The following is a 25,868-nucleotide window of genomic DNA, read 5'->3' as shown; positions in this document are numbered from 1 at the left end:
ATTTCCCGCGTCAGCCCTGCCCTTCGGGACATTTGCCCGCGCGGCTTTCCTCCTTGCCGTTCTTGAACCAGCGTGTCTTGTCGGGGGCGACCGCCTCGTCGAAATAGCAGACCTGCGCCGCGCCGGTCTTGGGGTCGATCAGCGTCACCCATTGATGCGGGCCGCAATTGTGGGTTTCGCAGGTCCAGGCCGCGACCTTGCCGTCGATCATCTCGATCGGGCTGGACGGCCCTTCGGCGGCGAGCACCCATTTGCGGACCTTGGCGTCCGAAACCGCCGTTTCGATCGCGGATTTGACGGCGGGATCGTCGTTCCAGCTATGCGCGCCGACCTTGTCGAAGGGATATTTGCCGACATAGCGGGAGAAGGCGTCCGCCGCCGGGACCGCCGCGCTTTCATTGGCGGATGCGTTACCGGCGTTGTCGACCGCTTCAGCGGCGTTCATAACGTTCGCGGCTGCATTTTCGGGCGCCTCTTTGCGTTCGCTCGAACAACCGGCGAGCAAAGCGGCGGCGGCCAGAAGTCCGGCGAAGATCGTGCTGCGGGTCATAACGTCTCCCCTGTCGTATCGCTGGCGCGATGGTGCGGTTTTACGACGCGCGAGGCAAGAGGGATTGAGGCGTCAAGGCGAGAGGAGATGGGCGCGGAACCAGTCGGCCAGCTCCTTCTGCGAAAGGTTGCCTGCGGCGAGTTCCAGCATGGCCTTGATCGCGGCGGCGGCCTCGAAGCGCAATTCGATCCGATTGAGCGCAAGGAACAGGCGCGCCAATACCCAGCCGGTGCGCTTGTTCCCGTCCACGAACGGATGATTGCGGGCAATGCCAAAGGCATAGGCGGCGGCAAGATGGCAGCGGTCCTCCTCACCGTAGGTCCATTGATGGACCGGTCGCGCCAAGGCGGATTCCAGCATTCCCTCGTCGCGCGTTCCAACACTGCCGCCATGTTCGGCCAATTGCCGGTCGTGGATCGCAAGCGCTACGGCCTTTTCGATCCATACCGGCTCCAGCCGGCCGGTCCCCGTTTCACCCATGCGCGATTATTTGGCGAGAACGCGCAGGATGTCGCGATCTTCGCGCATGATCTGTTCGGCCAGCGCCATCTTCGTTTCGAAGTCCGGGTCGGCCGCCGTGAGGCGCACGCCATCGGGTGCTTCGGTAAGGTAGAGCGTATCGCCCAATCCTACCCGAAGCTGCGCCAGCAACTCCTTGGGCAGGATGACTCCGGCGCTATTGCCGACCTTGGTGATCTTGAGCGGAATGTTCATACGGCAGTTATAACATAAGCCGCAGCATCGAGCAAACCATCCATGGGTTGCCTATCTAAAAAGGGCGCCTCCCAAGGCCCCCTTTCCCACTCAATCATGCTCCCGCCCGCCAGCACCCATATAAAGCTCGCTTCCGGTTTCGCGGAAGATTTCGCTCATTTCCTTCATGCCCTTTTCCGCTTCTTCCGCCGCGATGAAGGCGGTGGCGGGCTGGTTCTGCTTTGCCGCGAAGTCGCGCACTTCCTGCGTGATCTTCATCGAGCAGAATTTGGGGCCGCACATGGAGCAGAAATGGGCTGACTTCGCCCCTTCCGCCGGAAGCGTCTGGTCGTGATATTGCTCGGCCGTGTCGGGATCGAGCGACAGGTTGAACTGGTCGCGCCAGCGGAATTCGAAGCGGGCGCGGGACAGCGCATCGTCGCGGACCTTGGCGGCGGGATGGCCCTTTGCCAGGTCGGCGGCATGGGCGGCGAGCTTATACGTCACCACGCCCACCTTCACGTCGTCGCGGTCGGGCAGGCCCAGATGCTCCTTGGGCGTGACGTAGCAGAGCATCGCCGTGCCATACCAGCCGATCATCGCCGCGCCGATGCCTGAGGTGATATGGTCGTAGCCCGGCGCGATGTCGGTGGTGAGGGGGCCAAGCGTGTAGAAGGGCGCTTCGCCGCACGCTTCCAATTGCTTGTCCATATTCTGCTTGATCTTGTGCATCGGCACGTGGCCGGGGCCTTCGATCATCACCTGCACATCCTGTTCCCAGGCGCGCTTCGTCAGTTCGCCCAGCGTGTAGAGTTCGGCGAACTGGGCTTCGTCATTGGCGTCGGCGATGGAGCCGGGGCGCAGGCCGTCGCCCAGCGAATAGGCGATGTCGTAGGCCTTCATGATCTCCGTGATCTCGTCGAAATGCTCGTAGAGGAAGCTCTCGCGATGATGGGCGAGGCACCATTTCGCCATGATCGACCCGCCGCGCGAGACGATGCCGGTGACGCGCTTCGCCGTCATCGGAATATAGGGCAGGCGCACGCCCGCATGGATGGTGAAATAATCGACGCCCTGCTCGGCCTGCTCGATCAGGGTGTCGCGGAAGATGTCCCAGGTCAGGTCCTCGGCGATGCCGCCGACCTTTTCCAGCGCCTGGTAGATGGGCACCGTGCCGATGGGCACCGGCGAGTTGCGGATGATCCATTCGCGGGTGTCGTGGATGTTGCGGCCTGTGGAGAGGTCCATCACCGTGTCCGCTCCCCAGCGGATCGACCAGACGAGCTTGTCGACTTCGGCCGCCACGTCGGAGGCGACGGCGCTGTTGCCGATATTGGCGTTGATCTTCACCAGGAAGTTACGGCCGATCGCCATCGGCTCGGATTCCGGGTGGTTGATGTTGGACGGGATGATGGCGCGGCCGCGCGCGACTTCATCGCGGACGAATTCGGGCGTCACATAGTCGGGGATTTCCGCGCCCCAATCCTGTCCGTCGCGCACATATTCGGCGAGGCGGGCACGGCCCAGATTCTCACGCTCGGCCACATATTCCATCTCCGGCGTGATGATGCCGCGGCGGGCATAGTGCATCTGGGAGACGTTCGCGCCCGGCTTCGCGCGCAGGGGCCGCTTGACGAGATTGGGGAAGGGCTGGACGCCGCCCGAACGGTCGGGGCCCTTGAGGCCGTTGTCTTCGGGCCTGATCTCGCGGGCGTCATATTCCTCCACATCGCCCCGGCCCATGATCCAGTCGCGGCGCAGCGCGGGAAGGCCCGCCATGATGTCGATGCGGGCTTGCGGGTCGGTATAGGGACCGGACGTGTCGTAGACGCGGACGGGCGGCTCTCCGCTGCCCGGTTCCAGGGCGATCTCGCGCATGGCGACCTTGAGCGGGCCGACATGAATCTTGCGCGATCCACGGATCGGGCCAGTGGTGACGCGCATCTCGGTGCGGGCATGAAGGTCGGCCATGGAATTTCCTTTCAGACGAGGACGGTCGCGCGGCCGGTGAGGCCCGCGTAAAAGAGGAGGAGGCCCAGAATCAGCGCGAAAACTGCCCAGGCGCGGGTGAAGCGAAGGGACCAGCGGCCCACCTTCATGAGCGGCGCGGGCACGGCGATCAGCAGCGCGCCCTTGATGAGCGCAACATAGCCGGCCAGCGTAACGATGACACTCAAGGGATCGGCAAACGCCCGGTGGACCATGACGATGGTCGCGCCCAATGCGAATGCGACGAGGCCGGTGATGAGGGTGAGGCCGGGCGAACGGTCCAGTTCCTCCATCGCGCCGCGCCATCTCTGCGGCGAGGCAAGGCCGCTGATACCGATCAGGATCAGGTAAAGGCCGATCGCTTCGGCGAGGCGCAGGGTCAGAATGGAAATCGTGTCCAAGTCTTGCCGTCCTTCTTGCTCGCAAAGACGAAGGGCGGGCGCGGATTGCAACAATGACAAGCCGTTCCCTCCCTACGCCGGTCTTATCCGGATCAGGTTCAGCGGGTCGCGGCCACGTCAGCCGCCTCTCAACCGCCTGTGAGCGGTCCCCCGGGGATACTGGACAGGATAGGGGCGAAGCGGCACAAGGTCCAGAGCCAATGTTCGACCACCCTCCCCCTGACCTTTCCACCAAAGCGGGCCGCAAGGCGTGGCGGCACGAAATGCGCATGGTCGCGGTGCGCCCGCGCCGATATGGGCTGTGGCTGCTGACGGTCGGCGCCTTGCTGGTGGTGATGCCCTCCGCGCTGGGCATCACCAGCCTGTTCGGGCTGTGGCCGCCGATGCTGGGCGCGGCGGCGATATTGCTGGCGGTGCCGCTGCTGATCGCGGGCGTGGTGCTGCGGCGGCGCTACCAGCGGATACGGAGGCGATAGGCTCCCGCGGCCTAGTCAGATCGCGCCGAACAGCAACGTCATTCCCGTCCTGGGCCGAATCGTCAGGCGGCTGATCGGTTCCGGCTTGAACCCTTCGGGCACCGAGAGGCGGTAACGGCGCAAGACCGAAGCGATCACCGTCATCACCTCCTGCTGGGCGAAGCCCGCGCCGACGCAGACGCGAGGCCCCCGGCCGAAGGGGAACCATGCCTGCTTCGCCATCTCCGCATTGGCCGGATCGTCGAAGCGTTCGGGATCGAAGGCGTGGGGACAGGCCCAATTGTCCTTGTTGCGCTGGGTGAGCCAGGGAGCGACGACCAGCATCGCGCCTTCCTCCAGATGCTTGTCGCGCATGTCCATGGGACAGGGCACCTCGCGCGGGAAGAAGGCCACCGGCGGATAGAGACGCAACGTCTCGCGGAAGATGTTCCGCACCGCGCCCATGTCCTTGAGCATCCCGGCGGCGAGCGGCTGGTCGCCCGCCACGTCCTGCACCTCGGCGCGGGCCAGGTTCTGGATATGCGGACATTCGGCGAGCATGTAGAGCGCCCATGTCATCGTGCTGGCCGATGTTTCATGGCCCGCGAGAAAGACGGTCGAGACCTGATCCATCACCTGTTGCAGGGTGAAGGGCTCGCCGGTTTCGGGATGCTTTGCCTCTATCAGCGACTGGAGGATATCGCGATGCGGCGCGTCCCCGCGCTGGTGGAATCCTTCGAAACGCGCCTCCACTATGGGACGGAAGACGTCGTGAATGGCCTTGGCGGGCCTCAGGGAGCGCCGTTCGAACCAGCGGGCGGGCAGGCCGTAGAGGCGCAGCATGGAAGCGCTGTGAGCGAGCCGCTGGAACTTACCGAACGCGGTGTGGATGATGTTGGAGCGATGCGCGTCCAGCGTCTGCGAAAACAGCGTCCGGAAGATGATATCGGCGGCCACATGGGTCATCATCGGGTCGATGTCGATGGGCCTGCCCCGGTCGGCGGCGTCGATGCGGGCGAGGAAATCGTCCGCCGCCGCGACCATGAGCGGCATGGAGCGGTGGAGCGCGGTATGGGCGAAGGCGGGATTGACCATCGCCCGCTGGCTTTCCCAATCCTCGCCATTGGCGGAAAAGACGCTGTTGCCGATGAGCGGGGAGAGGTTGCGGACCAGCTCGCGATGTTTGGGGAAAGCCGTGCCGCCGCGCAATATCCGATCCACCAGCGGCAGCTCGTTGGCGATATACATGGTCTGGCCGGGCATCCGGATTTCGCCCATCTTCATCGTGTAGCTCTTTTCAAAGAGCACATGAATCCAGCTATGCCAGCCGCGCAGGAAGCGTTTGACGAGGCCGCGCCTGTTTTTGGGCGGTTCGGGATAGGGCGGGATGAAGGGGTCCGTCACGGGATCGTCCTGAAGGCGGCGATGGCTTCGTCGATGGTGCGGCGGCCTGCGGTGAGGCTCAGATAATCGACGGGCGAAAGACGGTCGCCCACGCGCAGATAGTCGAAATGCGCCTCATATTTGTTCGACCAGCCGCTATGGTAATTTTCCGGCTCGTAGAACAGGTGGAAGCGGGGCGAAAGCAACTCGACGCGGGCGGCGCACCGGTCCGACACAAGGCGGATCGGGTGCACGTCATAATAAGCCGCGCCGTCAGGGGGCGAGGAAAAGTCGACAAGGCGGAAATGCTTGTCGTCCAGCGCCTTGAGATCGGCATGATACCAGCGCGCATCCTTGCGGAGCGCGATGACGGGAACGACCTGCCCCAAGGTCAGCATCGTGAAATTGGCGGGAAGGCCGGGCCGCTTTTCGAGGATACGGCGCATCACGCTCATCGCGTAATTGGTGCCGTTGCTGTGCGAGGCGAAGATCACCTCGTCATAGGGGCCGTCCATTTCGCCAAGGATGCGGTCGGCGAACTGGTCGAGCCTGGCGTCCATCTCCGGTCCCGGTCCCCGCGCCGCGACGGTGTGGTTATAATACATGAAGCGCAGCAGCCACGGCACGATCAGCTTGTTGAGGAGGCGCCCCGACAGCAGCGCGCTCACCGCCACGCCGCCCAGCGCGGCCGCCCAGAAGGGAAGCGCGAGCCATAACAGCAGCGCCGTCAGCAGCGCGAGGCCGAGCGGGATGAAGACGGCGAGGACCGGCGGATAGAGGATCGTGATGACGGGACCGCGCCGCAATTTGCGCATCCGGCGGAACTGCATGAAGCGGGCATGGGCGGAATAGGTCGCGATGGAACGCCAGGCGAGAAGGAACGGGTTCCTGATCCACACCTTTGCAACAAGGTCTTCCCAGCGGAGGAACTCATAATCGGTTTCGACGCCCGCGGTCGCGTTGGTGACGGTCCAGTTCGCGGAGGATGCGGGACCGGACCGGCGCGCGCTCACCTCCACCTGCTCGCCGGAGAGGCGCGCATATCTTTCCGCCTGCTCGCGGTAAAGCTGGTGGTAGAAACGCACCCCGCGCGGATCGAAACCGCCAAGGTAGAAGACTTTCCGCTTGAACTTTTCCATGGCCCCTGTCCACATCGGGCCATGACGACACCCGAACGCGACTACTGCTATTTCATAGACCACCGCAAATACAACCGAAACATCGGTTGCCGCCGCCATGACAATGCCTATGGCATCCATGGCGGCGGATCGGAACGGGACCGCTGGCGGGCGGACTTCGCCTTTTACCGGCATATGCGGGACAATGGCGATCCCATGGCGCTGCCCTCGCTGCTCGCCTGTCTGGCGTTCGGCTGGTTCTGCTGGAATTATCATGCCGGCAAGGGCCTGTGGCGCGGTCAGCTCTTGCGGCGGTTCGTGAAAGCGCCGAAGTGAGCGGCATGACGATACCCAAGCATGTTTCGGTGGGGCCGGTGACGATCGGCAACGACCTGCCCTTCGTCCTGATTTCCGGCCCCTGCCAGATCGAAAGCCGCGATCATGCGCTGTTCATGGCGGATGCCCTGAAGACGGCGGCGGCGCAGGCGGGCGTGCCGTTCGTGTTCAAATCCTCCTTCGACAAGGCGAACCGGACGTCTGTGTCCGGCCGGCGCGGAGTCGGGATCGACGCGGGGCTGGCCATATTGGCGGAGGTGAAGGGGGCGCTGGGTTGCCCGGTGCTGACCGACGTGCATGAGGCTAGCCAAATCGAAGCGGCGGCGCAGGCGGTGGACATCCTCCAGATTCCGGCCTTTCTCTGCCGGCAGACCGACCTGCTGGTCGCGGCGGGCAGGACCGGCGCGGTGATCAATGTGAAGAAGGGCCAGTTCCTCGCGCCGTGGGACATGGCGGCGGTGGCGCAGAAGGTCGCATCCACCGGCAATGAACGCATATTGCTGACCGAACGCGGGGCGAGCTTCGGCTATAATACATTGGTCAGCGACATGCGCGCTTTGCCGGTGATGGCGCAGACGGGCTATCCGGTGGTGTTCGACGCAACCCATTCGGTGCAGCAGCCCGGAGGGCTTGGCTCTGCATCGGGCGGGCAGCGGGCGTTCGCGCCGGTGCTGGCAAGGAGCGCGGTCGCGGCGGGCGTCGCGGCTGTCTTTGCCGAGGCGCATGACGATCCCGACAATGCGCCGTCCGATGGCCCGGTGATGCTGCCGCTGGCGTGGATGGGTCCGATGCTGGAACGATTGAAGGCGATTGACGCGGTGGTGAAGGGGTAAGCGTTGCCGTGGGGGTTACGGCCTTGCCTGGCCCGTGCCGCGCACCAGCCATTTGTAAGTCGTGAGGCCCTCCAGCGCGACCGGCCCCCGCGCGTGGAGACGGCCCGTCGAAATGCCGATCTCCGCGCCCAGGCCGAACTCCCCGCCGTCCGCGAACTGGGTGGAGGCGTTCCACATCACGATGGCGCTGTCCACGGCGTTCAGGAAGCGCTCCGCCCTTTCCGCATCCTCGGTGATGATGGCGTCGGTGTGGTGGCTGGCATGAGCGGCGATATGGGCGAGCGCGTCGTCCAGACCATCCACGAGCCGGATCGACGCGATGGCGTCGAGATATTCGGTGTCCCAGTCCTCGTCGCTGGCGGGCGTGACGCGGCTGTCCATCGCCTGCACCGCCTCGTCGCCGCGCACGGCGCATTTCGCGTCGAGCAACGCCTTCACCAGCGCGGGCGCCTGGCCATAAGCGCGGTCGATCAGCACGGTTTCGGTCGCGCCGCAAATGCCGGTGCGGCGCATCTTCGCATTCACCACCAGTTTCTGCGCCATGGCGGGGTCCGCCGCGCCATCGACATAGCTGTGGTTGATGCCGTCGAGATGCGCGAGCACGGGGACGCGCGCTTCCTCCTGCACACGGGCGACCAGGCTTTTACCGCCGCGCGGCACGATGAGGTCGACATAGTCCGAAGCCTTGAGCAGCGCGCCCACGGCGGCGCGGTCGGTCGTGGGGACAAGCTGCACCGCATCGGCGGGGAGGCCCGCGGCGGCGATGCCTTCGGCCATGGCGGCGTGGATGGCACGGTTGCTTTCCTTCGCCTCGCTGCCGCCGCGCAGGATCACGGCATTGCCAGCCCGCAGGCAGAGCGCCGCGGCGTCCGCCGTCACATTGGGGCGGCTTTCATAGATGATACCGATGACGCCTAAAGGCACGCGGACGCGGGAAAGCTCCATGCCGTTGGGACGCACCTGCCTGTCGATGACGCTGCCCAGCGGATTGTCGAGGCTCGCGACCTGATCGACGCCCGCCGCCGTCGCTTCGACGCGCGCATCGTTCAGTTTCAACCGGTCGAGCATGGCGGGCGAGAGACCGTTGGCGGCGGCGTTTTCCATGTCGCGGGCGTTGGCGGCGACGATCCGGGCCGACTGGTCGCGCAAAGCCTGCGCGGCGCGGCGCAGCGCGTCCGCCTTCTGCGCATCGGTGGCGCTGGCCAGCACGGCCGCGGCCCGGCGGGCGCGAGCGCCCAGCGTGGCGATCAGCATTTCAGGGGTCTGGGTCAGGTCGTTCATCATGAGTCTCGCCGCTTTTCCATGGGGGGCGATCTAGCATGAAAGCGCAGTCCGGCGAAAGCGCTCAGGCCGCCTTCGCCAGCGCTTCTTCGCGCCAGGCGCGGAAGGTGCGGCAGGGCGGGATGTTCTTCCACACCGTTTTTTCTACCACCCGCGCAAAAACCGGTGTCAGCAGGCGCCGGACAAAGGCCGAATATTGATAGACCAGAAAGGCGCCGCCGGGCCGCAGGACGGCCGCCGTCTCCGCGCAGATGGCTGCTCCCACGCCGTCGGGCAGCGTGGAAAAGGGAATGCCGGAGAGGACATAGTCCGCCTGCTGGGAACCGCTTTCAGTGACGAAACGGCGCACGTCCGCCGCCGAGCCATGCACGACGCGCAGGCGCGGATCGGTGAGCTCCGCCTCCAGATAGGCGACGAAATCGAGATTGAGGTCGATCGCGATCAACGTCGCGTCGGGGTGCATCCGCTCAAGGATGCTCTGCGTAAAGGTGCCCACGCCCGGCCCATATTCGACGAACAGCCGGGTCGCGTCCCAGTCCACCTCTTCCAGCATGGCGTCCACCAGCATCTGCGAGGAAGGGATGACCGATCCGATCATGCCGGGATGCTTCACGAACTGGCGGAAGAACATGCCCCATTGGCCCAGGAACCGGGCCATGCCGGGCCGGGTGGCGGCATGATTCTTCTTCAGCGGAATGGAGGCCATCAATTATTCGCCTGTTCTGGTTACTGTTTCGTCCGGTTGCAAATCCGGGCGCGCCTTGCAAGCGGCTTTAGCAGCGTCCGGCCCCGAATCGAACGCACGGGCGGCGGCAGGGTTCAATCCGCCGCCCGCATGTCTGGTGCGTTCAGTCGCGCTGGTCGCGGGCGCGAAGCATTCCCGGCGCGACGAAGCCGATGGGATCGATCTGCATCACGCTTTGCTTGAGGGTCGCCTGGATCTGCTCATATTCGCGCTCCATTTCCGGCGTGACGGAGGCGCGGGTTTCCTCCAGCGCCGCCTCGAACTGGGTCATGCCGACCTTTTCGACCGAGAGCGAACCGCGCAGGGCGATCAGGCCGGCCCGGCGGACCAGATCCTCCAGATCCGCGCCAGTGAAGCGTTCCGTCCGCCCGGCGAGCGAATCCAGGTCGACATCGTCGGCCAGCGGCATCTTCTTGGTGTGGATCGAGAGGATGTGCCGCCGCCCGGCCTCGTCGGGGACGGGGACATAGATCAGCTCGTCGAAACGGCCGGGCCGCAGCAGCGCCGGGTCGACCAGCGTCGGACGGTTGGTCGCGCCGATGACGACGACCGACTGCAATTCCTCCAGCCCGTCCATCTCCGCGAGGATGGTGTTCACCACCCGCTCCGTCACCGCCGGTTCGCCAAGGCCGCCGCCCCGCACGGGAACGAGACTGTCCAGCTCGTCGATGAAGATGACGGTCGGCGCCACCTGCCGCGCGCGGGCGAAGAGGCGGGCGATCTGCTGTTCGCTCTCCCCATACCATTTGCTGAGCAGGTCGGACGATTTGGTGGCGATGAAGTTCGCCTGCGCCTCGCGCGCGACGGCCTTCGCCAGCAGCGTCTTGCCGGTGCCCGGCGGGCCGTAGAGCAGGAAGCCCTTGGCCGGACGGATGCCGATGCGGCGGAAGGCGTCGGGGTCCTTGAGCGGAAGCTCCACCCCTTCCTTCAGCCGCATCTGCGCGTCGCCCAGGCCGCCGATGTCGGACCAGCCGATATTGGGCGCCTGCACCATCACTTCGCGCATGGCGGAAGGCTGGACGCGCTTGATCGCGGCCATGAAATCCTCCCGCGAGACGGAGAGTTCCTCCAGCACGTCGGGCGGGATGATCCCATCCTCAAGGTTCAGGCGCGGCATGAAGCGGCGCACGGTTTCGATCGCCGCCTCGCGGGTGAGCGCCGCAAGGTCGGCGCCGACGAAGCCATAGGTCATGCGCGCCAGTTCGGTAAGGTCGACCCCCTCGGCCAAGGGCATCCCGCGGGTGTGGATGCCCAATATCTCCCGCCGGCCGCGTTCGTCGGGGACGCCGACGACGATCTCCCGGTCGAATCGGCCGGGGCGCCGCAGCGCCTCGTCGATCGCTTCGGGCCGATTGGTCGCGGCGATGACGACGAGGTTGGTGCGCGGTTCAAGGCCGTCCATCAGCGTCAGGAGCTGCGCGACGAGGCGCTTTTCCGTCTCGCCCGTCACCTGCCCCCGCTTGGGCGCGATGGAATCGATCTCGTCGATGAAGAGGATCGACGGAGCGGCCTTGGCCGCTTCCTCGAAAATCTCGCGCAGCTTCTTTTCGGATTCGCCATAGGCCGACCCCATGACTTCCGGCCCGTTGATGAGGAAGAATTCCGCTTCCGATTCATTGGCCACCGCGCGGGCGAGGCGGGTCTTGCCGGTTCCCGGCGGGCCGTGGAGCAGCACGCCCTTGGGCGGATCGACGCCCAGCCGCTCGAACAGTTCGGGATAACGCAGGGGCAGCTCAACCATCTCGCGCAACTGATCGATGGTTTCGGCCATGCCGCCCACATCGTCATAGGTCACGTCGGCGCGGCGCAGGTCGCGCGGCTCCTCATATTCGGCGCGCAGCTCGACTTCGGTGTCGGCGTCGATATGGACAACGCCCTTGGGGAGAGTCGACACGACGACCAACCGGATTTCCTGAAGCGCATAAGCGGGCGCGGCGAGCATCTGGCGTAACTGGGGCGGCATGTCGCCGGGGGGCACCTGCTGCTGGCCCGAGGTCGCGACGATATCGCCTGCCGTCAGGGGACGCTGGTAGAAGACGCGCTTCAACGCATCGGGATTGCCCTGAAGCCGCAGGTTGTTTTGTGCAGGTGCGAAGATAACGCGCTGGGCAGGGCGCGGTTCGACCTTGCGGATCTGCACGAAGTCGCCGGAGCCGACACCCGCATTGGCGCGCTGCAACCCGTCGAGGCGAAGCACGTCCAGCCCCTCATCCTCCTTGTAAGGCCGCACCACCCGCGCCGGAGTCGCACGCTTGCCCACGATTTCGATCACGTCGCCTTCCGCCAGCCCCAGATCGGCCATCACCGCCAGCGGCAGGCGCGCAAGGCCGCGCCCCGCATCCTCCGGCCGTGCATTGGCTACCTGAATCCTGCGTCCTGCATCTTCCTGCTCGGCCATCGGCACCCTCGCTCTTGTCTCCTGCGTAACGAGATAGGAAATGCGCGGGCAAAGGAAAAGGGCGCATTGCCCGTTCCCGCAGAACAAAAAAAGGGCCGGCCCAAAGGCCAGCCCGGAAAGTTTATAGGAGAGGATGCCTGAAAGGCCTTCCCTATGTGCGCTGCAACAGTTACCTTCGCAAGTGCGAAAGAGATCGTGCCGATTGCAAATAATGCATCTTGCCGGTTGACGGATTCTCCGGATCATTGGAGGGAGGGAACATGAAAGCGGCTGAAACTGCGCGGGAGCGGGATGACGCGGCGCGGCAGGCGGCTTTTTCACTGTTTTTGATGGACTATGCGTAGACTGCCGCCCCTCACGGCCCTGGAGGCCTTCGTTCAGGTTGCCCGCCTCGGCTCCGTCAAGGCGGCGGCGGAGGAGCTTGCGCTGTCCACGCCGGCGCTCAGCCGCCGGGTGCAGGCCCTGGAGCGCTTCATCGGCCGCCCGCTGTTCGACCGCAAGCATCAGGCGCTGGAAATCAACGCCGACGGCCAGCGGCTGCTGGACGATATCGCGCCCGCACTCGATTCGCTGAGCCAGGCGCTGGAGAATATCCAGAGCGGCGGCAACCAATTGCGCCTGCGCCTGGCCGTCATGCCGCTGTTCGCGACGCAGCGGCTCTTCCCGCGGCTGGGCGAATTGCGTCAGATGCACCCGCAACTGCATATCGACATCGAAACCACGCCCTATGCCGTTGCGCGGCTGGGCGAAGGGCTGGACGCCGCCATCGTGCTGGCGAAGGACATCGATCCGGCGCTCTACGCGCATGAACTGGACCATGACGAAGTCTATCTGATCGGGCGGAAGGCGCTGCTGGAGCCGCCCCATCCGCTCAACGCGCCGGAGGAATTGTCGCAGCATACGATCCTGCTGCATCGCGACATGGCGCTGGCCTTCGACGCGTGGAAAGAGGCGGTCGGGCTGCCCGACCTGCAACCGCTGGCGATCGACAATTATGATTCGGGCCAGTTGATGCTGGAGGCCGCCGCGCAGGGGCTGGGCGTTGCCGTCATGCACGCCAGCCATTTCCAGCAGGCCGCCGACAACCGCCTGGTGCGCCTGTTCCCCGTGACGGTCGAAAGCCCCTATCGCTATTTCTTCGTCTGCCGCCCGCGCGCTTTGCAGACGCGGGCGGTCCGCATCTTCCGCGACTGGCTGGTTTCGGCGGACATCTAAGGCGCGGGCGGCTGGAAAATTTGTTTGATGGGGGTTTAACCCTCTTCGCGTTCTGCCGTTCTCCATTGCATGAACGCACTATCCTCTTCTTCCGCCGGTCCGCAGCAGGGGCTTACCGATCGCCTGACGCGATGGGCGCGCGGCCTGTCCGGAAAAGCCGAAGCGGCGGACGACTCTCCGCCCGAACAGCGGGTGCGCGCCGGGACGGCCGCCAATCGGGAAGTCGTGCGCCGGCGCAAGCTGTATGACGATATCGGCGACTTCCTATTCGTTCACGATCTGGACCTCACGCCGGTCAATTTCTCGGTGGCGCTCGATTATCTGACCGGCACGAACATCGGCATCGAAAAGGCGGTGAAGGCCGTCATGATGGAGCGGGGCCAGGTCACCAACGGCTGGATCGAAACCGTGATCGCCGAACAGCGCGCCGACGAGATCACGCCCGAAGCGCTGGCGGCCATGCTGGACAAGGTGGAGGAAAGCCTGAGCCTGTTCACCGGTCTGATGCACGAATCGCGCAGCAGCGCCAAGGATTATGGCGCCGCGTTGCAGGAACAGGCCAAGGATCTCGCGTCGGGCGGCGACGCGGAAGCGGTGCTGGCCCGTCTCGTCAATCTCACCCGGTCGATGGTGGAAAAGACGCGGCAGGTGGAAACCCAGCTTCGCGATAATCAGAAGCAGACGCAGGCCCTGAAATCCAGCCTGGAAAGCGCGCGCCAGGCCGCCGAGCATGACTTCCTGACCGGCCTGCCCAATCGCCGCGCCTTTGAAGGCGCGCTGCGCGAGGAGCTGACGCTGGCGCGCGAACAGGGCGAGCCGCTCGCCATCGGCTTCTGCGACATCGATCATTTCAAGATCATCAACGACACGCATGGGCACGACACGGGCGACCGGGTGCTGAAATTCGTGGCGGGCCTGCTGACGAAGATTTCCAACGACCGCTGCCATGTGGCGCGCCATGGCGGGGAAGAGTTCGTCATGCTGTTCCGCGGCAAGACGGCAGCCGAAGCCTGCGCGCTGGTCGACAAGGTGCGCGAGGATCTGGCGGGCCGCAGCCTCGTCAACCGCGTCAACGGCGAGAAGATGGAGCAGGTCACCTTCTCGGCGGGCGTTGCCGACGTGCTGGAATATGAACATCCCCGCGCCGCGCTGCGGGCGGCGGACAGGGCGCTCTATCTGGCCAAGGAACATGGCCGCAACCGCGTCTATGTGGCGGTGGATACGGACTGATCCGTTTTCGCCCGCTCCTAGAAGTCCGGCTTCTCATAATGGGGCGGCGGGGTGATGACCTCCATCCGTTCCGACAGCAGCGGACGGAAGGACGGGCGCGACTTGAAGCCGGCATACCAGCGCTTCACCGTCTCATGCCCCGCCCAGTCGATGCCGCCCAGATAGTCGGCGACCGACAGATGCGCGGCCGCCGCGATGTCGGCGAGGCTGAGCGTGCCCCCCGCCATCCAGGCGCGATGATCCAGCAGATAATCCATATAGTCCATATGGACATTGGCCCGCTTCATCGCCTCCCGCAGGACGCGGGCCTCGGGCGGCGCCCGCTCGATGAGGCGCTTCTTCATCCGTTCGTGGATCAGCGGCCCGACCACGTCGCCATAGAAATTCTGGTCGAAAAAGGCGGTCAGCCGCCGCACTTCCGCCCGGCCCGCCGCCGTGCCGGAGATGAGCGGGAATTTTTCCACCGTCTCCTCGAAATATTCGCAGATCGCCTGGCTGTCGATCAGGGTCAGGCCCTTGTCCGCCTCCACCATGACGGGCGTGGTCCCGGCGGGGTTGAGGTCCAGGAACTCGTCGCGCATGGCCCACGGCGATTCGCGCACCAGGTCATAACCCACGCCCTTCTCGCCGAGCAGCAGGCGGACCTTGCGGGAGAAGGGACAGAGCGGAAATTGGTAAAGCTGCCACATGCCCTGTCTGTTAGGCGCGCGGCCGGCATTGGGAAAGCGGCAAAATAGGGAAATCCTGTAGCGTTTGCGAAACGATATACCGGAAAAGCGGGGCCGATCCGTCTTCCAGTTTTCGCCGTCCCGCCCTACTTAGGACGAAAGCGATACCCGCGATGAGGAAAGGATGCCCATGTCTGACGATTTCTTCCCGGTTCCCGCGGCATGGGCGAAAGACGCGCTGTTCGACCTGGAAGGGCGCGCGGCGGACTATAAGCGCTCGGTCGAGGACAGCCATGCCTATTGGCTGGAACGGGCGAAGCGGCTGGACTGGATCACCCCGCCCACGCGCACGGATGAAAGCAGCTTTGCCGAGGCGGATTTCGGCGTCCGCTGGTTCGCCGATGGGGAATTGAACGTCAGCGCGAACTGCATCGACCGCCATCTGGCGGCGCGCGGCGACCAGACCGCGATCATCTGGGAACCCGATTCCCCCGACGAAGAACCGCGCCGCTACACCTATAGGCAGTTGCATGAGGAGGTATGCCGCTTCGCCAATGTGCTGAAAGGCGCAGGCGCGAAGAAGGGCGACCGGATCACCATCTACCTGCCGATGATCCCGGAGGCGGCCTTCGCCCTGCTCGCCTGCGCGCGGATCGGAGCGGTCCACAGCGTCGTCTTCGGCGGCTTTTCGCCCGAAGCGCTGGCCGGACGGATCATCGATTGCGATTCGACGCTGGTCGTCACCGCCGACGAAGGACGGCGCGCGGGCAGGACGGTGCCCTTGAAGGCCAATGTCGATGCGGCGCTTGAGGAATGCACCAGCGTCAGGCATGTGGTCGTGGTGAAGGCCACCGGCGGCGCGGTCGCGATGAAGGACGGGCGCGACCGGTGGCTGCATGAGGAAGCGGCGCGGGTTTCCGCCGACTGCCCGCCCGAAACCATGAATGCGGAAGATCCGCTGTTCATCCTCTACACGTCCGGCTCGACGGGCAAGCCCAAGGGGGTATTGCACACGAGCGGCGGCTATCTGCTCTGGGCCGCGCTCACCCATGAGCTGTGCTTCGATTACCGGCCCGGCGACATCTGGTGGTGCGCGGCGGATATCGGCTGGGTCACGGGGCACAGCTATATCGTCTACGGGCCGCTGGCGAACGGAGCGACGACGCTGATGTATGAAGGCGTACCCAACTGGCCGACGCCCAGCCGCATCTGGGAAGTGGTCGACCGGCATCGGGTGCACACCGTCTTCACCGCCCCCACCGCGCTGCGCGCGCTGATGCGGGAGGGCGACGCATATGTGACCCGTACCAGCCGCCGTTCGCTGCGCCTTCTGGGCACGGTGGGCGAGCCGATCAATCCGGAGGCGTGGCGCTGGTATCATCATGTCGTGGGCGAGGATCGCTGCCCGATCATCGACACCTGGTGGCAGACCGAAACCGGCGCGGCGATGATCGCGCCCATGCCGGGCGCCACGGACCTGAAACCCGGCTCCGCCACCCTCCCCATGCCCGGCGTCGTGCCGCAGATCGTGGACGGCGAAGGGCAGGTGCTGCATGGCGCGGCGGAGGGCAACCTCGTCATCGCGCAAAGCTGGCCGGGGCAGATGCGGACCGTCTGGGGCGATCATGACCGCTTCTTCCAGACCTATTTCACGACCTTCCCCGGCAAATATACGACCGGGGACGGCGCGCGGCGGGACGCGGACGGCTATTACTGGATCACGGGACGCGTGGACGACGTCATCAACGTGTCCGGGCACCGCATGGGCACGGCGGAGGTCGAAAGCGCGCTGGTGCTGCATGAAGCGGTGGCCGAGGCGGCGGTGGTCGGCTTTCCGCACGACATCAAGGGACAGGGCATCTACGCTTATGTGACGTTGAATGCCCATGAGGCGCCGAGCGAGGATCTGCGCAAGGCGCTGAGCGCATGGGTGCGGACCGAGATCGGCCCGATCGCCACGCCCGACGCGATCCAGTTCGCGCCTGCCCTGCCCAAGACGCGCTCGGGCAAGATCATGCGCCGCATCCTGCGCAAGATCGCGGAAGGCGAAACGTCGGCGCAGGCGCTGGGCGACACCAGCACGCTGGCCGATCCGTCGGTGGTGGACAATCTGGTGGCGAATCGGGTGGGAGGATAGGAGAACGACTGGCGAGGCGGCCCTAAACCATCTCGCCTGTCAGCAGGCGGGGCAGCGCACCGGATTCGCCCCGCGCTTCGGCCATGAAGCGATTCTTGAGCAGCCCGGTGCGCTGCACTGCGGCGAGACCGGCGCGGCGGATGGCCGAGGGAATGCGGCCGGGAATGTCGAACAGACGGACAAGGCCGTCCATCGCCACGCTGACCGACAGGGAATCGAGGCTCCGCCAGCGCTGATAGCGTGCCAGAAGCTGCGCGTCGCCCGGATCGAGGCCAAGGCGCATCCCTTCCACCAGCACTTCCACCAGCGCCGCGACATCGCGGAAACCAAGGTTCAGCCCCTGCCCTGCGATGGGATGGATGGCGTGGGCCGAATCGCCCACCAGCGCAAGGCGCGTGTCGGTGATCCGCGCCGCATGATGGAAACCCAGCGGATAGGAGGATCGCGGCCCCGCCAGCGAAATCTCGCCCAGGAATCCGCCCATGCGCTTTTGCGCTTCGGCGAGCCATGCGCGTTCGGAGAGCTTCATCATCGCGGGCGCCTGCTGCGTCGGCACCGTCCACACGATGGCCGAACGCGTCCCCGGCAGCATCGGCAGCAGCGCGAAGGGGCCGCCGACATAGAATATCTCATAGGCCGTGTTGCCGTGCGGCACGGCATGATCGATGGCCGTCACCATCGCGACATGCCGGTAGTTCCAGCGCGTCGTGCGGATGCCCGCCGCTTCGCGCGTGGGGCTGTTGCGGCCCTCCGCCGCGACCAGCAGCGCGCCGCGCAATGGCGCGCCGCTGGCGAGCGTCAGCGTCACGCCGTCCGCGTTGCGATCCACGGCCACGGCGCGGTCGGGCTGGAAGCGGGTGAGGTTTTCCGCCTTCTCCGCCGCCTGGGCGAGCGCCACGCGCAGGTCGCGATTGGGGAACATGACGCCCATCACGCCGTCATCCGCATCCGGCGCGAAGTCGAGGGCGCCGGGCTGCAAGCCGTCGCTGACCCAGATGCGATCGATGGGGCACCCCTTGTCCGCCAGCAGATCGGCGACGCCGATGGCGGACAGCATCGCATGGCTGGTCGAGGAAATGGCCGACACGCGCCCGTCGAAACCGGCGGCGGTGGTTTCGACCGGATCGGCGGGGTCGATGACGGCGCAGCGCACGCCATGGCCCGAAAGAGCGATGCCAAGGGTGAGGCCGACGAGGCCCCCGCCCAGAATCACGACGTCAAAGCGTTGCATGAGGGCCTGTCTAGGCGGTCGGGCGGCGGAAGGGAAGCGGGCGCGATCCTCCCGCTTCCATTCGCCCTGCGCCTGTCGGATCGCAGGTCGGCGAAGCCAAGGGCCATTCTTTTCTTTTTGGGATTGGATAGCTTGCAAACCCGCGCTGCGATGACGGAGGAAAGAGGGCCTGCGCAACGCCCACTTCCGGCCAAACCCGATATCCACTGCGGGTGTGCAGGCTGCCCATCCCCAATCCAGTATCGAAATCCCGCGCGAAACCGCTATGAACTTGCCTTGAAGGCCGCATCGGCGTAGGTGCGGCCCCTATTTTGACCTGTTCGAAGGAGACTCGTCGTGGCGGCGAAGTGGACGCCGGAAAGCTGGCGTAGCCAAGAGGGCATCCAGATGCCCGAATATCGGGACACGGCGGCGCTTGCCGCGGTGGAGGCCCAGCTTGGCCAGTTTCCCCCACTCGTCTTCGCCGGCGAGGCGCGCAGCCTGAAGGCGGAGCTTGCCAAGGTCACGGCGGGCGAGGCGTTCCTGCTGCAAGGCGGCGACTGCGCGGAAAGCTTCGCGGAGTTCCACCCGGACAACATCCGCGACACCTTCCGCGTACTGCTCCAGATGGCGGTGGTCCTGACCTTCGCGTCGAAGCTGCCCGTCGTGAAGGTCGGCCGCATGGCGGGCCAGTTCGCCAAGCCGCGTTCGGCCGGGACGGAAACCATCGACGGCGTGGAGCTGCCCAGCTATCGCGGCGACAATGTGAACGACATCGCCTTCACGGCGCAAGCCCGCGAACCCGATCCGCAACGCATGATCCGCGCCTATAACCAGTCGGCCGCGACGCTCAACCTGCTGCGCGCCTTCTCGACCGGCGGCTATGCCAGCCTGGACCGTGTCCATGGCTGGATGCTGGATTTCATGGGCCGCAGCCCGCTCGCCGCGAAATTCGATGCGGTCGCGGACCGGATCGGCGAAGCGCTCGACTTCATGCGCGCCTGCGGCCTGTCGCCGGAGACGGTGCCGCAGCTTGGCGGAACCAGCTTCTACACCAGCCACGAAGCGCTGCTCCTCCCCTTCGAGCAGGCGCTGACCCGGCAGGATTCGCTGACCGGCGACTGGTACGACACGTCCGCGCACATGCTGTGGATCGGCGACCGCACCCGGTTCGAAGGGTCGGCCCATGTCGAATATCTGCGCGGCATCGGCAATCCCATCGGCATGAAGTGCGGCCCCAGCCTGGAACCGGACGCGCTTCTCCGCCTGCTCGACCTGCTCAATCCCGCGCGGGAGGCGGGCCGCATCACGCTCATCACCCGCTACGGCCATGAAAAGATCGAGGCGGGCCTGCCCCGCCTGGTCCGCGCGGTGATGCGCGAAGGGCATCCGGTGGTCTGGTCCTGCGACCCGATGCACGGCAATGTCATCAAGGCGGCGAACGGCTACAAGACGCGTCCCTTCGACCGCATCCTGGCCGAAGTGCGCGGCTTCTTCGCGGTGCACCGGGCCGAAGGCAGCTTCGGCGGCGGCATCCATTGCGAGATGACCGGCCAGAACGTCACCGAATGCACCGGCGGCGCGGTGGCGATCACCGACGAAGGGCTGGCCGACCGCTACCACACCCATTGCGACCCGCGCCTCAACGCCGCGCAAAGCCTGGAACTGGCCTTCCTCCTTGCCGAAATGCTGAACGAGGAACTCAAGGAACGCCGCGCCGCCGCCTGAGGCAAGGGGATGGAGCAGCTTGCAAACCTGCGCTGAATAGCGGGTTTGGTGGTTGGCGGACGTAGCGCAGGCTTTCTATCTTCCGTCATCCCAGCGAAAGCTGGGGTGACGAATTTGGAAGAAAACAAAGCCGCCCTCTCCCCTCTTTCAACGCCGCCCGGCCGTCCTCCATGCGCTGATAGGACGCCAAGCGCATCGCCGCCGTTCCGGACGCTCCGCGCCTCCGCGCCTCCGCGTGAAAAAAGGCGCAACGGCATGAATGCCAGCCGGCACCTGCGCCCTCGCTCACCCCGCCAGAACCGGATGCTTCAACCGCAGCTCGTCCGTCAGCGCTTCCACCGCTTCGATTTCGCCGACGCTGCCGGTCGGGCTGACCGACCAGTTGCAATGCGGATGGGTTTCGCGTGGATAGAGCCGCATCGCCCCGATCCGCTGCCGCCAGCGGTGCCTGGCCCCGCCGCGCTCGCGCACCAGCCGCGCGACCATCAGGTCGATCATCTGGTCAGCCGTCATCCGGCTCGTCCGCCTTGCCCGACCAGCAGCCCGGTTCGTCCAGATAGGCTTCCAGTTCGCGCCAGTGCCGGTCCCAGCCGGGGCCGCGGCGGCTGGCGGGCACCTGCGCCTCCACCACCCGCCGCGCCCGGCGCACGGGATTGTCCTCCGGCACGCGCAGACGGTCGAGGATCGTCTTCACCTTCGGATCCTTGCTGTCGTCCATCGCCACCTTCCTTCGCCGCCTGCGCCGCTATAGCATCGCACCGGCAAGGGGAACCGCTTTCGCCGCTTATTTCTCCTCAGCCCAGGGATGAGGCCAGCCCCCGGAGATCGCTCTGGAAGCGTTCTTCCTCTCTCGCGCGCGCCTCGTCCTTGAGGCGCAGCAGATAGCTGGGATGAACCGTCAGCCATAGCGGCGTCCCGTCCGCCAGCTCCATGGGCGCGCCGCGCTCCTTGCCGACGGCTGGCGTCCGCGCGAGGAAGGCACGCCCCGCGCTCGCCCCCAGCGCCAGGATGACCTGAGGCCGGAGCAGGCGGCGCTCGGAATCCAGCCACCAGCGGCAGATGTCGATTTCGCCCGCCGTCGGGCTTTGGTGCAAACGCCGTTTCCCGCGCGGCACGAACTTGAAATGCTTGACGGCGTTGGTGAGATAGAGGCGCGCCCTGTCAAGCCCGGCCCGCGCGAGATGTGCGTCGAGAAGCCGTCCGGCCGGTCCCACGAAGGGCCGTCCCGCCTGTTCCTCCTTGTCGCCGGGCTGTTCGCCCACGATCATCAGCCGCGTCCTCGCCGGTCCCTCGCCGGGAACGGCGCGCGTCCCGTTGCAGCCGATGGGGCAGCGGCGGCACGCGCCTATGGCGTGCGCGATCTCCTCCAGCGTGGCGGGCGGCTCTTCCTCGATATCCTTGCCGCCTTGCCTGACCATATCGCCTCCAGCGCATCCCGCCTTTCATCAACGCGCCGTCCCGGCAATGGATGCACGGGATCGAGAAAGGCGCGGGCGCGCAACCGCTTCGATCGCCCGGTCTCCTACACCCGCCGGAACGGAAACGGGCTGACTGTCCGTTCATAGCCATGCAGGTCCAGCGCCCGCGTCACCGGCGGCAGGGCGCGATCCGGGCAACCCCGCCGCTCGCACAGATGGCAGGTCGGACCGACCTCCGTGGGCGCGTCCTTCTCCACGTCGATGCCGTCCGCATGGACCAGCCGTCCGGCATGTTTCGCCTCGCATCCCAATGCGATGACCGGGCGGCTCCGCGCCTCGGGGGCGCCATCCGACGGCAGCGCCAGGAAGAATGTGACGAAGCGCCGCCCCTCCAGCGTCTCGATCATCTGCCGCTCGACCCGGTCGGTCCTGCCGGCGTCATGCGCGTCCCAGCGCGGACAGGTGCCGCCCAGCCGCGCGAAGGGCCATGCCTCCCCGTCGAAGCGTTTGGACACGATCCCCGCCCGGTTGAGCTTCGCCATGAAGAAGGGCACGCCCCGCGCGCCCGTCCGGTTGAGGCTGGTCAGCCGATGGGCCAGTTGCTCGCCCGACACGCCGAAGCGCGCGCGAAGCAGCGGCAGGTCGTATCGGCTCTGCTCCGCTGCCTGCCGGAAACGGTCATAGGGCATGATCAGCGCGGCGGCGGCATAGTTGGTGAGCGCGATGGCGGCGAGGCGGCGGCTGTCCTCGTCCGGCGGGGCGGCGCGGTTGACCTGCGCGGCGATGCTCTCCGCCATCTCCTGCGAACACAGATGATAGGCGAGCGCGAACAGCCGTCCCGAAGCGGGCAGCCGCTCGCTCAGCAGCAGGCGGCGGCGGTGCATGTCGTAATGGCGCAGCGTTCCGGCAAGCACATCGGCCCGCACCGTCTGCACGCCCATGCCGTGCAGCGTCTTGAGCCGGGCGCGCAGGTCCGCCTGCATCACCGCCGGATCGTCGTTCATCTCCACGGCCAGCGCCTCGGCGGCGGCGTCCAGTTCCGCGAAATGATTGCCCGCCCGCGCGATCGTCTCGCGCAGCCAGTCGATCGGCGCCAGCAGCGGCGCGGGGCTTCCCCCCGCCTCCGTCCGTTCGGGCAGGCGGCGCAGGTCGGAAAGCGCCCGATAGAAGCGGGCGATGGCTTCGCTGACGCCCGGATAATTCTCCGCGACCTCCAGTACCTCGTCCTTGGCGATGCCGATGTCGCGCACCAGCGCGTCGGACAATATCTCGCCCAGCGCATGGGCCGCGCCTTCCTGCGTGCTCGCGACGAAATCGCGGATGTCGATGTCGTAGGTATTGGCCAGCCGCAGCAGCATCTGCGCCGTCAACGGCCGCTGGTTGCGCTCCAGATGGTTGAGATAGCTGGGCGACACCCCCAGCTCCTCCGCCATCCGCGTCTGGTTCAGCCCCAGTTCCCGCCGCAATACGCGCAGCTTGGGGCCGAGATAGAGCTTGCGATTGTCCGCCATACCGTCACATTGTCATATAATGACATTATGAACAAGACTTCCCATGACACGGCGTCCGTAATCGTCATTCCCTCCCTATCTCATTCGTGCTTTTCAAAGGGCATCAGCTTCACAAGGAAGGGAAAGACCATGACCGATACGCCGACAGCGCCCCAGCCCGCCCGCTCGCGCGCGGTCTTCTCGCAAGAGGATTTCAGCCTGATCCGCACCGCCATCGCCCATTATCTGCGCGAAGTTCAGGACAAGCCGGAATCGGTCAAATACGCCAATCTCTACCACCGCCTCGGCCGCGTGGCCTGACGGTTCGACCTTTGGGGGAGGGAAGGGCGCGGCGGGCAACCGACCGCGCCCTCATCCCTGTCAGAACAGCCGGGTCAGCTCATAGAACGCCCCGCCGATCAGCGCGGCGGCCGGCAGGGTGATGACCCAGGCGACGACGATGCTCGACGCCACGTTCCACCGCACCGCCGACAGCCGCCGCGAAGCGCCCACGCCCACGATGGCGCCCGTGATGGTATGGGTGGTCGACACCGGCACGCCCAGATGCGTCGCCATGAACAAAGTGATCGCCCCGCCCGTCTCCGCGCAGAAGCCCTGCGCCGGGCTGAGCCGCGTGATCTTCGATCCCATGGTGTGCACGATCTTCCACCCGCCCAGCAGCGTGCCGACGCCCATCGCCGCCTGACAGGAGATCACGACCCAGAAGGGGACATGGAAGCCGCCCTCCAGCATCCCCTGCGAATAGAGCAGCACCGCGATGATCCCCATCGTCTTCTGCGCGTCGTTCCCGCCATGCCCCAGCGAATAGAGCGAGGCGGAAACAAGCTGCAACCTGCGGAATACCCGGTCGGCGCCCTGGGGCGTGAACCGCCGGAACACCCAACTGATGATGAGCACCAGCAGCAGCGCCAGCAGCAGCCCGATGGCGGGCGACATGACGATGGCCGCGCTGGTCTTGAACACGCCGCTCCACACCACGGCGGAAAGCCCCGCCTTGGCCGTCCCCGCACCCAACAGCCCGCCGATCAGCGCATGGCTGGAGGAGGATGGAATGCCCAGCGTCCAGGTGATGAGGTTCCACGAGATCGCGCCCATCAGCGCGCCGAAGATCACCTGCGGGTCGATGATGCTTGCTTCGACGATGCCCTTGCCCACCGTCTCGGCGACATGCAGGCCGAAGAAGAGGAAGGCGATGAAGTTGAAAAAGGCGGCCCAGGCCACCGCATATTGGGGCTTCAACACCCGCGTCGACACGATGGTCGCAATGGAGTTGGCCGCGTCGTGCAGCCCGTTCAGGAAATCGAAGGCGAGCGCGATGCCGACCAATGCGACCAGCAGCGGAAAGGCGATATGCGCTTCCATGATAGGGGGGCTTTCGTCCGGGTCCGGTCAGGCGTGGTCGATGACCAGGCCGGAAATCTCGTTGGCGACGTCCTCGAAACGGTCCGTCACCTTTTCCAGATGGGCGTAGATTTCATTGCCCACGATGAAGTCCATCGGATTGCCCTGCCGCGCCTGGTTGTACAGCGCCTTGAGGCCCGCTTCGTGCAGCGTGTCGGCATGGCCTTCCAGCGTCACCAGCCGCTCGGTCAGGTCGTGCAGTCGCGCCGAATTGAGGTTGAGCGACCGCAGCAGCGGCATCGCTTCCGCCGTAATACGCGCGCATTCGACGATGAGCGCGCTCATATCCTGCATCTGGGACGTGAATTCCTTTACCTCGAACAGCGCGACAGCCTTGGCCGTCTGGTTCATCTGGTCGATGGCGTCGTCCATCACGCCGATCAGGCCGGTAATGGCGCTCCGGTCGAAGGGGGTGACGAAGATGCGGCGAACGTCCAGCAGCACATCGCGGATGATGTCGTCCGCCTCATGCTCGCGCTCGGCAATCTCCCTGATCTGGGCGTCCATGTCCGGACCGCCCTTCATCAGCCTGGCAAGGGCATCGGCCCCGGCGACGAGCGTGGCGGCGTGATCTTCGAACTGTTCGAAGAAACGGCCCTGCTTGGGCATCAGCGCGTGGAACCAGCGCAGCATTGCTATCCTTTCGGTTCGCTTTTCTTGAATCCACAGCAGCATCCGGAAAAACCAGCCCGGATCGCCGGGCGGTTCGCGGAAGGCGGCTATGATGGATTGGAGGTCGGGTTCGTCGACGGCCCTGGCCGCTTCCGCCACCGGGAACCAGCGCAGTTCGCGCTGCCCCTTTTCGGGCCATTGGGCCAGATGATCGGTAACGGCCAACGGGAAGACTTCGACGACGGCTTCCCGCGCGCCGCCCTTGCGCCGCCGCTTGTCATAGCGATAGCGGCCCAGCGGCGCGGGGCAGGCGATGCCGTGAATGCCCGCTTCCTCATAGGCTTCGACCTCGGCCGCGCGGTGGCCGGCCATGCCCTTGATCCGATTGCCCTTGGGAATCACCCACCGTCCCGTGTCACGCGACGTGATGAGCAGTATCCGCATCGACCCGTCCGGATCTGTGGCATAGGGGAGCGCGGCGATCTGGCGCATTACCAGATACGTCCTTTTCCAGTCCCTGTGCCCCTGCTCGACATGGGGCGCCTTGTAACGAAAT

26 protein-coding genes and 1 riboswitch are annotated in these 25,868 nt (G+C 65.7%); of the genes, 8 read left to right on the top strand and 18 right to left on the bottom strand.

Annotated elements, in window-relative coordinates:
* Window positions 1-10: 10 nt before the first annotated feature.
* From IQ35_RS15415 to IQ35_RS15395, 5 genes are all read right to left on the bottom strand, one after another.
* Window positions 11-550: an Ivy family c-type lysozyme inhibitor gene (locus IQ35_RS15415; RefSeq protein ID WP_021247455.1), complete on the bottom strand. Its 540-nt coding sequence runs from the start codon at window positions 548-550 to the stop codon at window positions 11-13.
* Between the two features lie 72 nt (window positions 551-622).
* Window positions 623-1,030, bottom strand: coding sequence for a type II toxin-antitoxin system death-on-curing family toxin (locus IQ35_RS15410; RefSeq protein WP_021247454.1), 408 nt, complete (start codon window positions 1,028-1,030; stop codon window positions 623-625).
* A 6-nt stretch (window positions 1,031-1,036) separates the two neighbouring features.
* Window positions 1,037-1,264, bottom strand: coding sequence for an AbrB/MazE/SpoVT family DNA-binding domain-containing protein (locus tag IQ35_RS15405; protein ID WP_021247453.1), 228 nt, complete (start codon window positions 1,262-1,264; stop codon window positions 1,037-1,039).
* Window positions 1,265-1,354: 90 nt separating this feature from the next.
* Entirely contained in the window at window positions 1,355-3,214 is a 1,860-nt protein-coding gene (thiC, locus tag IQ35_RS15400) for a phosphomethylpyrimidine synthase ThiC (RefSeq protein WP_021247452.1), read from the bottom strand.
* An 11-nt stretch (window positions 3,215-3,225) separates the two neighbouring features.
* Window positions 3,226-3,633 (bottom strand): DUF2065 family protein, encoded by a 408-nt coding sequence (locus tag IQ35_RS15395; protein ID WP_021247451.1) that lies wholly within the window; start codon window positions 3,631-3,633, stop codon window positions 3,226-3,228.
* A gap of 52 nt (window positions 3,634-3,685) precedes the next feature.
* Window positions 3,686-3,796: riboswitch (TPP riboswitch) on the bottom strand.
* Window positions 3,797-3,833: 37 nt separating this feature from the next.
* Between IQ35_RS15395 and IQ35_RS15390 the strand changes: the two genes are divergently transcribed.
* Window positions 3,834-4,109, top strand: coding sequence for a hypothetical protein (locus tag IQ35_RS15390; RefSeq protein ID WP_021247450.1), 276 nt, complete (start codon window positions 3,834-3,836; stop codon window positions 4,107-4,109).
* Window positions 4,110-4,124: 15 nt separating this feature from the next.
* On the opposite strand, the gene IQ35_RS15385 is transcribed toward IQ35_RS15390, so the two are convergent.
* A complete protein-coding gene (locus tag IQ35_RS15385) occupies window positions 4,125-5,492 on the bottom strand; it encodes a cytochrome P450 (protein ID WP_021247449.1) in 1,368 nt (455 codons plus the stop codon).
* Window positions 5,489-6,610, bottom strand: a complete 1,122-nt coding sequence (locus tag IQ35_RS15380; protein ID WP_021247448.1) for a hypothetical protein — start codon at window positions 6,608-6,610, stop codon at window positions 5,489-5,491. Before IQ35_RS15380 ends, IQ35_RS15385 begins: the two co-directional genes overlap by 4 nt.
* Window positions 6,611-6,631: 21 nt before the next feature.
* On the opposite strand from IQ35_RS15380, the gene IQ35_RS15375 reads away from it, so the two are divergent.
* Together IQ35_RS15375 and kdsA are read left to right on the top strand one after the other, a co-directional pair.
* On the top strand, window positions 6,632-6,925 hold the full coding sequence (locus IQ35_RS15375; RefSeq protein WP_021247447.1) for a hypothetical protein: 294 nt from the start codon (window positions 6,632-6,634) through the stop codon (window positions 6,923-6,925).
* A gap of 5 nt (window positions 6,926-6,930) precedes the next feature.
* Window positions 6,931-7,758 (top strand): 3-deoxy-8-phosphooctulonate synthase, encoded by an 828-nt coding sequence (gene kdsA, locus IQ35_RS15370; RefSeq protein WP_031292567.1) that lies wholly within the window; start codon window positions 6,931-6,933, stop codon window positions 7,756-7,758.
* Window positions 7,759-7,773: 15 nt separating this feature from the next.
* On the opposite strand, the gene IQ35_RS15365 is transcribed toward kdsA, so the two are convergent.
* From IQ35_RS15365 to IQ35_RS15355, 3 genes are all read right to left on the bottom strand, one after another.
* Window positions 7,774-9,039: a glutamate-5-semialdehyde dehydrogenase gene (locus IQ35_RS15365; RefSeq protein ID WP_145074626.1), complete on the bottom strand. Its 1,266-nt coding sequence runs from the start codon at window positions 9,037-9,039 to the stop codon at window positions 7,774-7,776.
* 64 nt (window positions 9,040-9,103) lie between these two features.
* Window positions 9,104-9,745, bottom strand: coding sequence for a class I SAM-dependent methyltransferase (locus tag IQ35_RS15360; RefSeq protein WP_145074587.1), 642 nt, complete (start codon window positions 9,743-9,745; stop codon window positions 9,104-9,106).
* A gap of 142 nt (window positions 9,746-9,887) precedes the next feature.
* The gene (locus IQ35_RS15355; RefSeq protein ID WP_021247443.1) at window positions 9,888-12,182 is read right to left on the bottom strand and encodes a CDC48 family AAA ATPase; all 2,295 of its coding nucleotides are present in this window, start codon (window positions 12,180-12,182) and stop codon (window positions 9,888-9,890) included.
* Between the two features lie 336 nt (window positions 12,183-12,518).
* Between IQ35_RS15355 and IQ35_RS15350 the strand changes: the two genes are divergently transcribed.
* Window positions 12,519-13,397, top strand: coding sequence for a LysR substrate-binding domain-containing protein (locus tag IQ35_RS15350; RefSeq protein ID WP_021247442.1), 879 nt, complete (start codon window positions 12,519-12,521; stop codon window positions 13,395-13,397).
* Between the two features lie 69 nt (window positions 13,398-13,466).
* Window positions 13,467-14,627 (top strand): GGDEF domain-containing protein, encoded by a 1,161-nt coding sequence (locus tag IQ35_RS15345; protein WP_021247441.1) that lies wholly within the window; start codon window positions 13,467-13,469, stop codon window positions 14,625-14,627.
* 17 nt (window positions 14,628-14,644) lie between these two features.
* Here the strand turns inward: IQ35_RS15345 and IQ35_RS15340 are convergent, their stop codons facing one another.
* Window positions 14,645-15,316, bottom strand: coding sequence for a glutathione S-transferase family protein (locus IQ35_RS15340; protein WP_021247440.1), 672 nt, complete (start codon window positions 15,314-15,316; stop codon window positions 14,645-14,647).
* 169 nt (window positions 15,317-15,485) lie between these two features.
* On the opposite strand from IQ35_RS15340, the gene acs reads away from it, so the two are divergent.
* Window positions 15,486-17,432, top strand: a complete 1,947-nt coding sequence (gene acs, locus IQ35_RS15335; RefSeq protein ID WP_021247439.1) for an acetate--CoA ligase — start codon at window positions 15,486-15,488, stop codon at window positions 17,430-17,432.
* Window positions 17,433-17,454: 22 nt separating this feature from the next.
* Here acs and IQ35_RS15330 read toward each other — a convergent pair whose 3' ends face one another.
* A complete protein-coding gene (locus tag IQ35_RS15330) occupies window positions 17,455-18,663 on the bottom strand; it encodes an FAD-dependent monooxygenase (protein ID WP_021247438.1) in 1,209 nt (402 codons plus the stop codon).
* A gap of 336 nt (window positions 18,664-18,999) precedes the next feature.
* On the opposite strand from IQ35_RS15330, the gene IQ35_RS15325 reads away from it, so the two are divergent.
* The gene (locus IQ35_RS15325; protein WP_021247437.1) at window positions 19,000-20,370 is read left to right on the top strand and encodes a class II 3-deoxy-7-phosphoheptulonate synthase; all 1,371 of its coding nucleotides are present in this window, start codon (window positions 19,000-19,002) and stop codon (window positions 20,368-20,370) included.
* Between the two features lie 285 nt (window positions 20,371-20,655).
* Here IQ35_RS15325 and IQ35_RS15320 read toward each other — a convergent pair whose 3' ends face one another.
* The 4 genes from IQ35_RS15320 to IQ35_RS15305 all read right to left on the bottom strand — a co-directional run bounded on the left by IQ35_RS15320 (window position 20,656) and on the right by IQ35_RS15305 (window position 23,299).
* Window positions 20,656-20,883, bottom strand: coding sequence for a hypothetical protein (locus IQ35_RS15320; protein ID WP_021247436.1), 228 nt, complete (start codon window positions 20,881-20,883; stop codon window positions 20,656-20,658).
* Entirely contained in the window at window positions 20,873-21,088 is a 216-nt protein-coding gene (locus IQ35_RS15315; protein WP_021247435.1) for a hypothetical protein, read from the bottom strand. Before IQ35_RS15315 ends, IQ35_RS15320 begins: the two co-directional genes overlap by 11 nt.
* A 76-nt stretch (window positions 21,089-21,164) precedes the next feature.
* The gene (locus IQ35_RS15310; RefSeq protein WP_145074584.1) at window positions 21,165-21,788 is read right to left on the bottom strand and encodes a UdgX family uracil-DNA binding protein; all 624 of its coding nucleotides are present in this window, start codon (window positions 21,786-21,788) and stop codon (window positions 21,165-21,167) included.
* 104 nt (window positions 21,789-21,892) lie between these two features.
* The gene (locus tag IQ35_RS15305) at window positions 21,893-23,299 is read right to left on the bottom strand and encodes a helix-turn-helix domain-containing protein (RefSeq protein WP_145074581.1); all 1,407 of its coding nucleotides are present in this window, start codon (window positions 23,297-23,299) and stop codon (window positions 21,893-21,895) included.
* 129 nt (window positions 23,300-23,428) lie between these two features.
* Between IQ35_RS15305 and IQ35_RS21270 the strand changes: the two genes are divergently transcribed.
* Window positions 23,429-23,599 carry a hypothetical protein gene (locus IQ35_RS21270; RefSeq protein WP_021247432.1) on the top strand — a complete coding sequence of 57 codons (171 nt, stop codon included), beginning with the start codon at window positions 23,429-23,431 and terminating at the stop codon, window positions 23,597-23,599.
* A gap of 60 nt (window positions 23,600-23,659) precedes the next feature.
* Here IQ35_RS21270 and IQ35_RS15300 read toward each other — a convergent pair whose 3' ends face one another.
* A complete protein-coding gene (locus IQ35_RS15300) occupies window positions 23,660-24,661 on the bottom strand; it encodes an inorganic phosphate transporter (protein WP_021247431.1) in 1,002 nt (333 codons plus the stop codon).
* A gap of 27 nt (window positions 24,662-24,688) precedes the next feature.
* On the bottom strand, window positions 24,689-25,804 hold the full coding sequence (locus IQ35_RS15295) for a DUF47 family protein (protein WP_021247430.1): 1,116 nt from the start codon (window positions 25,802-25,804) through the stop codon (window positions 24,689-24,691).
* Window positions 25,805-25,868: the final 64 nt, after the last annotated feature.

The sequence above is a fragment of the Sphingobium wenxiniae genome, from assembly GCF_007830065.1.
GTDB classification, from domain to species: Bacteria; Pseudomonadota; Alphaproteobacteria; order Sphingomonadales; family Sphingomonadaceae; genus Sphingobium; species Sphingobium wenxiniae.
This window is presented reverse-complemented; position numbering and strand designations above follow the sequence as displayed.

Bases quoted from the DNA above. Each gene is read 5' to 3' on its own strand.
- IQ35_RS15415 (WP_021247455.1), bottom strand. From the start codon at position 550: ATGACCCGCAGCACGATCTTCGCCGGACTTCTGGCCGCCGCCGCTTTG.
- IQ35_RS15410 (WP_021247454.1), bottom strand. From the start codon at position 1,030: ATGGGTGAAACGGGGACCGGCCGGCTGGAGCCGGTATGGATCGAAAAG.
- IQ35_RS15405 (WP_021247453.1), bottom strand. From the start codon at position 1,264: ATGAACATTCCGCTCAAGATCACCAAGGTCGGCAATAGCGCCGGAGTC.
- thiC (WP_021247452.1), bottom strand. From the start codon at position 3,214: ATGGCCGACCTTCATGCCCGCACCGAGATGCGCGTCACCACTGGCCCG.
- IQ35_RS15390 (WP_021247450.1), top strand. From the start codon at position 3,834: ATGTTCGACCACCCTCCCCCTGACCTTTCCACCAAAGCGGGCCGCAAG.
- IQ35_RS15380 (WP_021247448.1), bottom strand. From the start codon at position 6,610: ATGGAAAAGTTCAAGCGGAAAGTCTTCTACCTTGGCGGTTTCGATCCG.
- IQ35_RS15375 (WP_021247447.1), top strand. From the start codon at position 6,632: ATGACGACACCCGAACGCGACTACTGCTATTTCATAGACCACCGCAAA.
- kdsA (WP_031292567.1), top strand. From the start codon at position 6,931: ATGACGATACCCAAGCATGTTTCGGTGGGGCCGGTGACGATCGGCAAC.
- IQ35_RS15365 (WP_145074626.1), bottom strand. From the start codon at position 9,039: ATGAACGACCTGACCCAGACCCCTGAAATGCTGATCGCCACGCTGGGC.
- IQ35_RS15360 (WP_145074587.1), bottom strand. From the start codon at position 9,745: ATGGCCTCCATTCCGCTGAAGAAGAATCATGCCGCCACCCGGCCCGGC.
- IQ35_RS15355 (WP_021247443.1), bottom strand. From the start codon at position 12,182: ATGGCCGAGCAGGAAGATGCAGGACGCAGGATTCAGGTAGCCAATGCA.
- IQ35_RS15350 (WP_021247442.1), top strand. From the start codon at position 12,519: ATGCGTAGACTGCCGCCCCTCACGGCCCTGGAGGCCTTCGTTCAGGTT.
- IQ35_RS15345 (WP_021247441.1), top strand. From the start codon at position 13,467: ATGAACGCACTATCCTCTTCTTCCGCCGGTCCGCAGCAGGGGCTTACC.
- IQ35_RS15340 (WP_021247440.1), bottom strand. From the start codon at position 15,316: ATGTGGCAGCTTTACCAATTTCCGCTCTGTCCCTTCTCCCGCAAGGTC.
- acs (WP_021247439.1), top strand. From the start codon at position 15,486: ATGTCTGACGATTTCTTCCCGGTTCCCGCGGCATGGGCGAAAGACGCG.
- IQ35_RS15330 (WP_021247438.1), bottom strand. From the start codon at position 18,663: ATGCAACGCTTTGACGTCGTGATTCTGGGCGGGGGCCTCGTCGGCCTC.
- IQ35_RS15320 (WP_021247436.1), bottom strand. From the start codon at position 20,883: ATGACGGCTGACCAGATGATCGACCTGATGGTCGCGCGGCTGGTGCGC.
- IQ35_RS15315 (WP_021247435.1), bottom strand. From the start codon at position 21,088: ATGGACGACAGCAAGGATCCGAAGGTGAAGACGATCCTCGACCGTCTG.
- IQ35_RS15310 (WP_145074584.1), bottom strand. From the start codon at position 21,788: ATGGTCAGGCAAGGCGGCAAGGATATCGAGGAAGAGCCGCCCGCCACG.
- IQ35_RS15305 (WP_145074581.1), bottom strand. From the start codon at position 23,299: ATGGCGGACAATCGCAAGCTCTATCTCGGCCCCAAGCTGCGCGTATTG.
- IQ35_RS21270 (WP_021247432.1), top strand. From the start codon at position 23,429: ATGACCGATACGCCGACAGCGCCCCAGCCCGCCCGCTCGCGCGCGGTC.
- IQ35_RS15300 (WP_021247431.1), bottom strand. From the start codon at position 24,661: ATGGAAGCGCATATCGCCTTTCCGCTGCTGGTCGCATTGGTCGGCATC.
- IQ35_RS15295 (WP_021247430.1), bottom strand. From the start codon at position 25,804: ATGCGCCAGATCGCCGCGCTCCCCTATGCCACAGATCCGGACGGGTCG.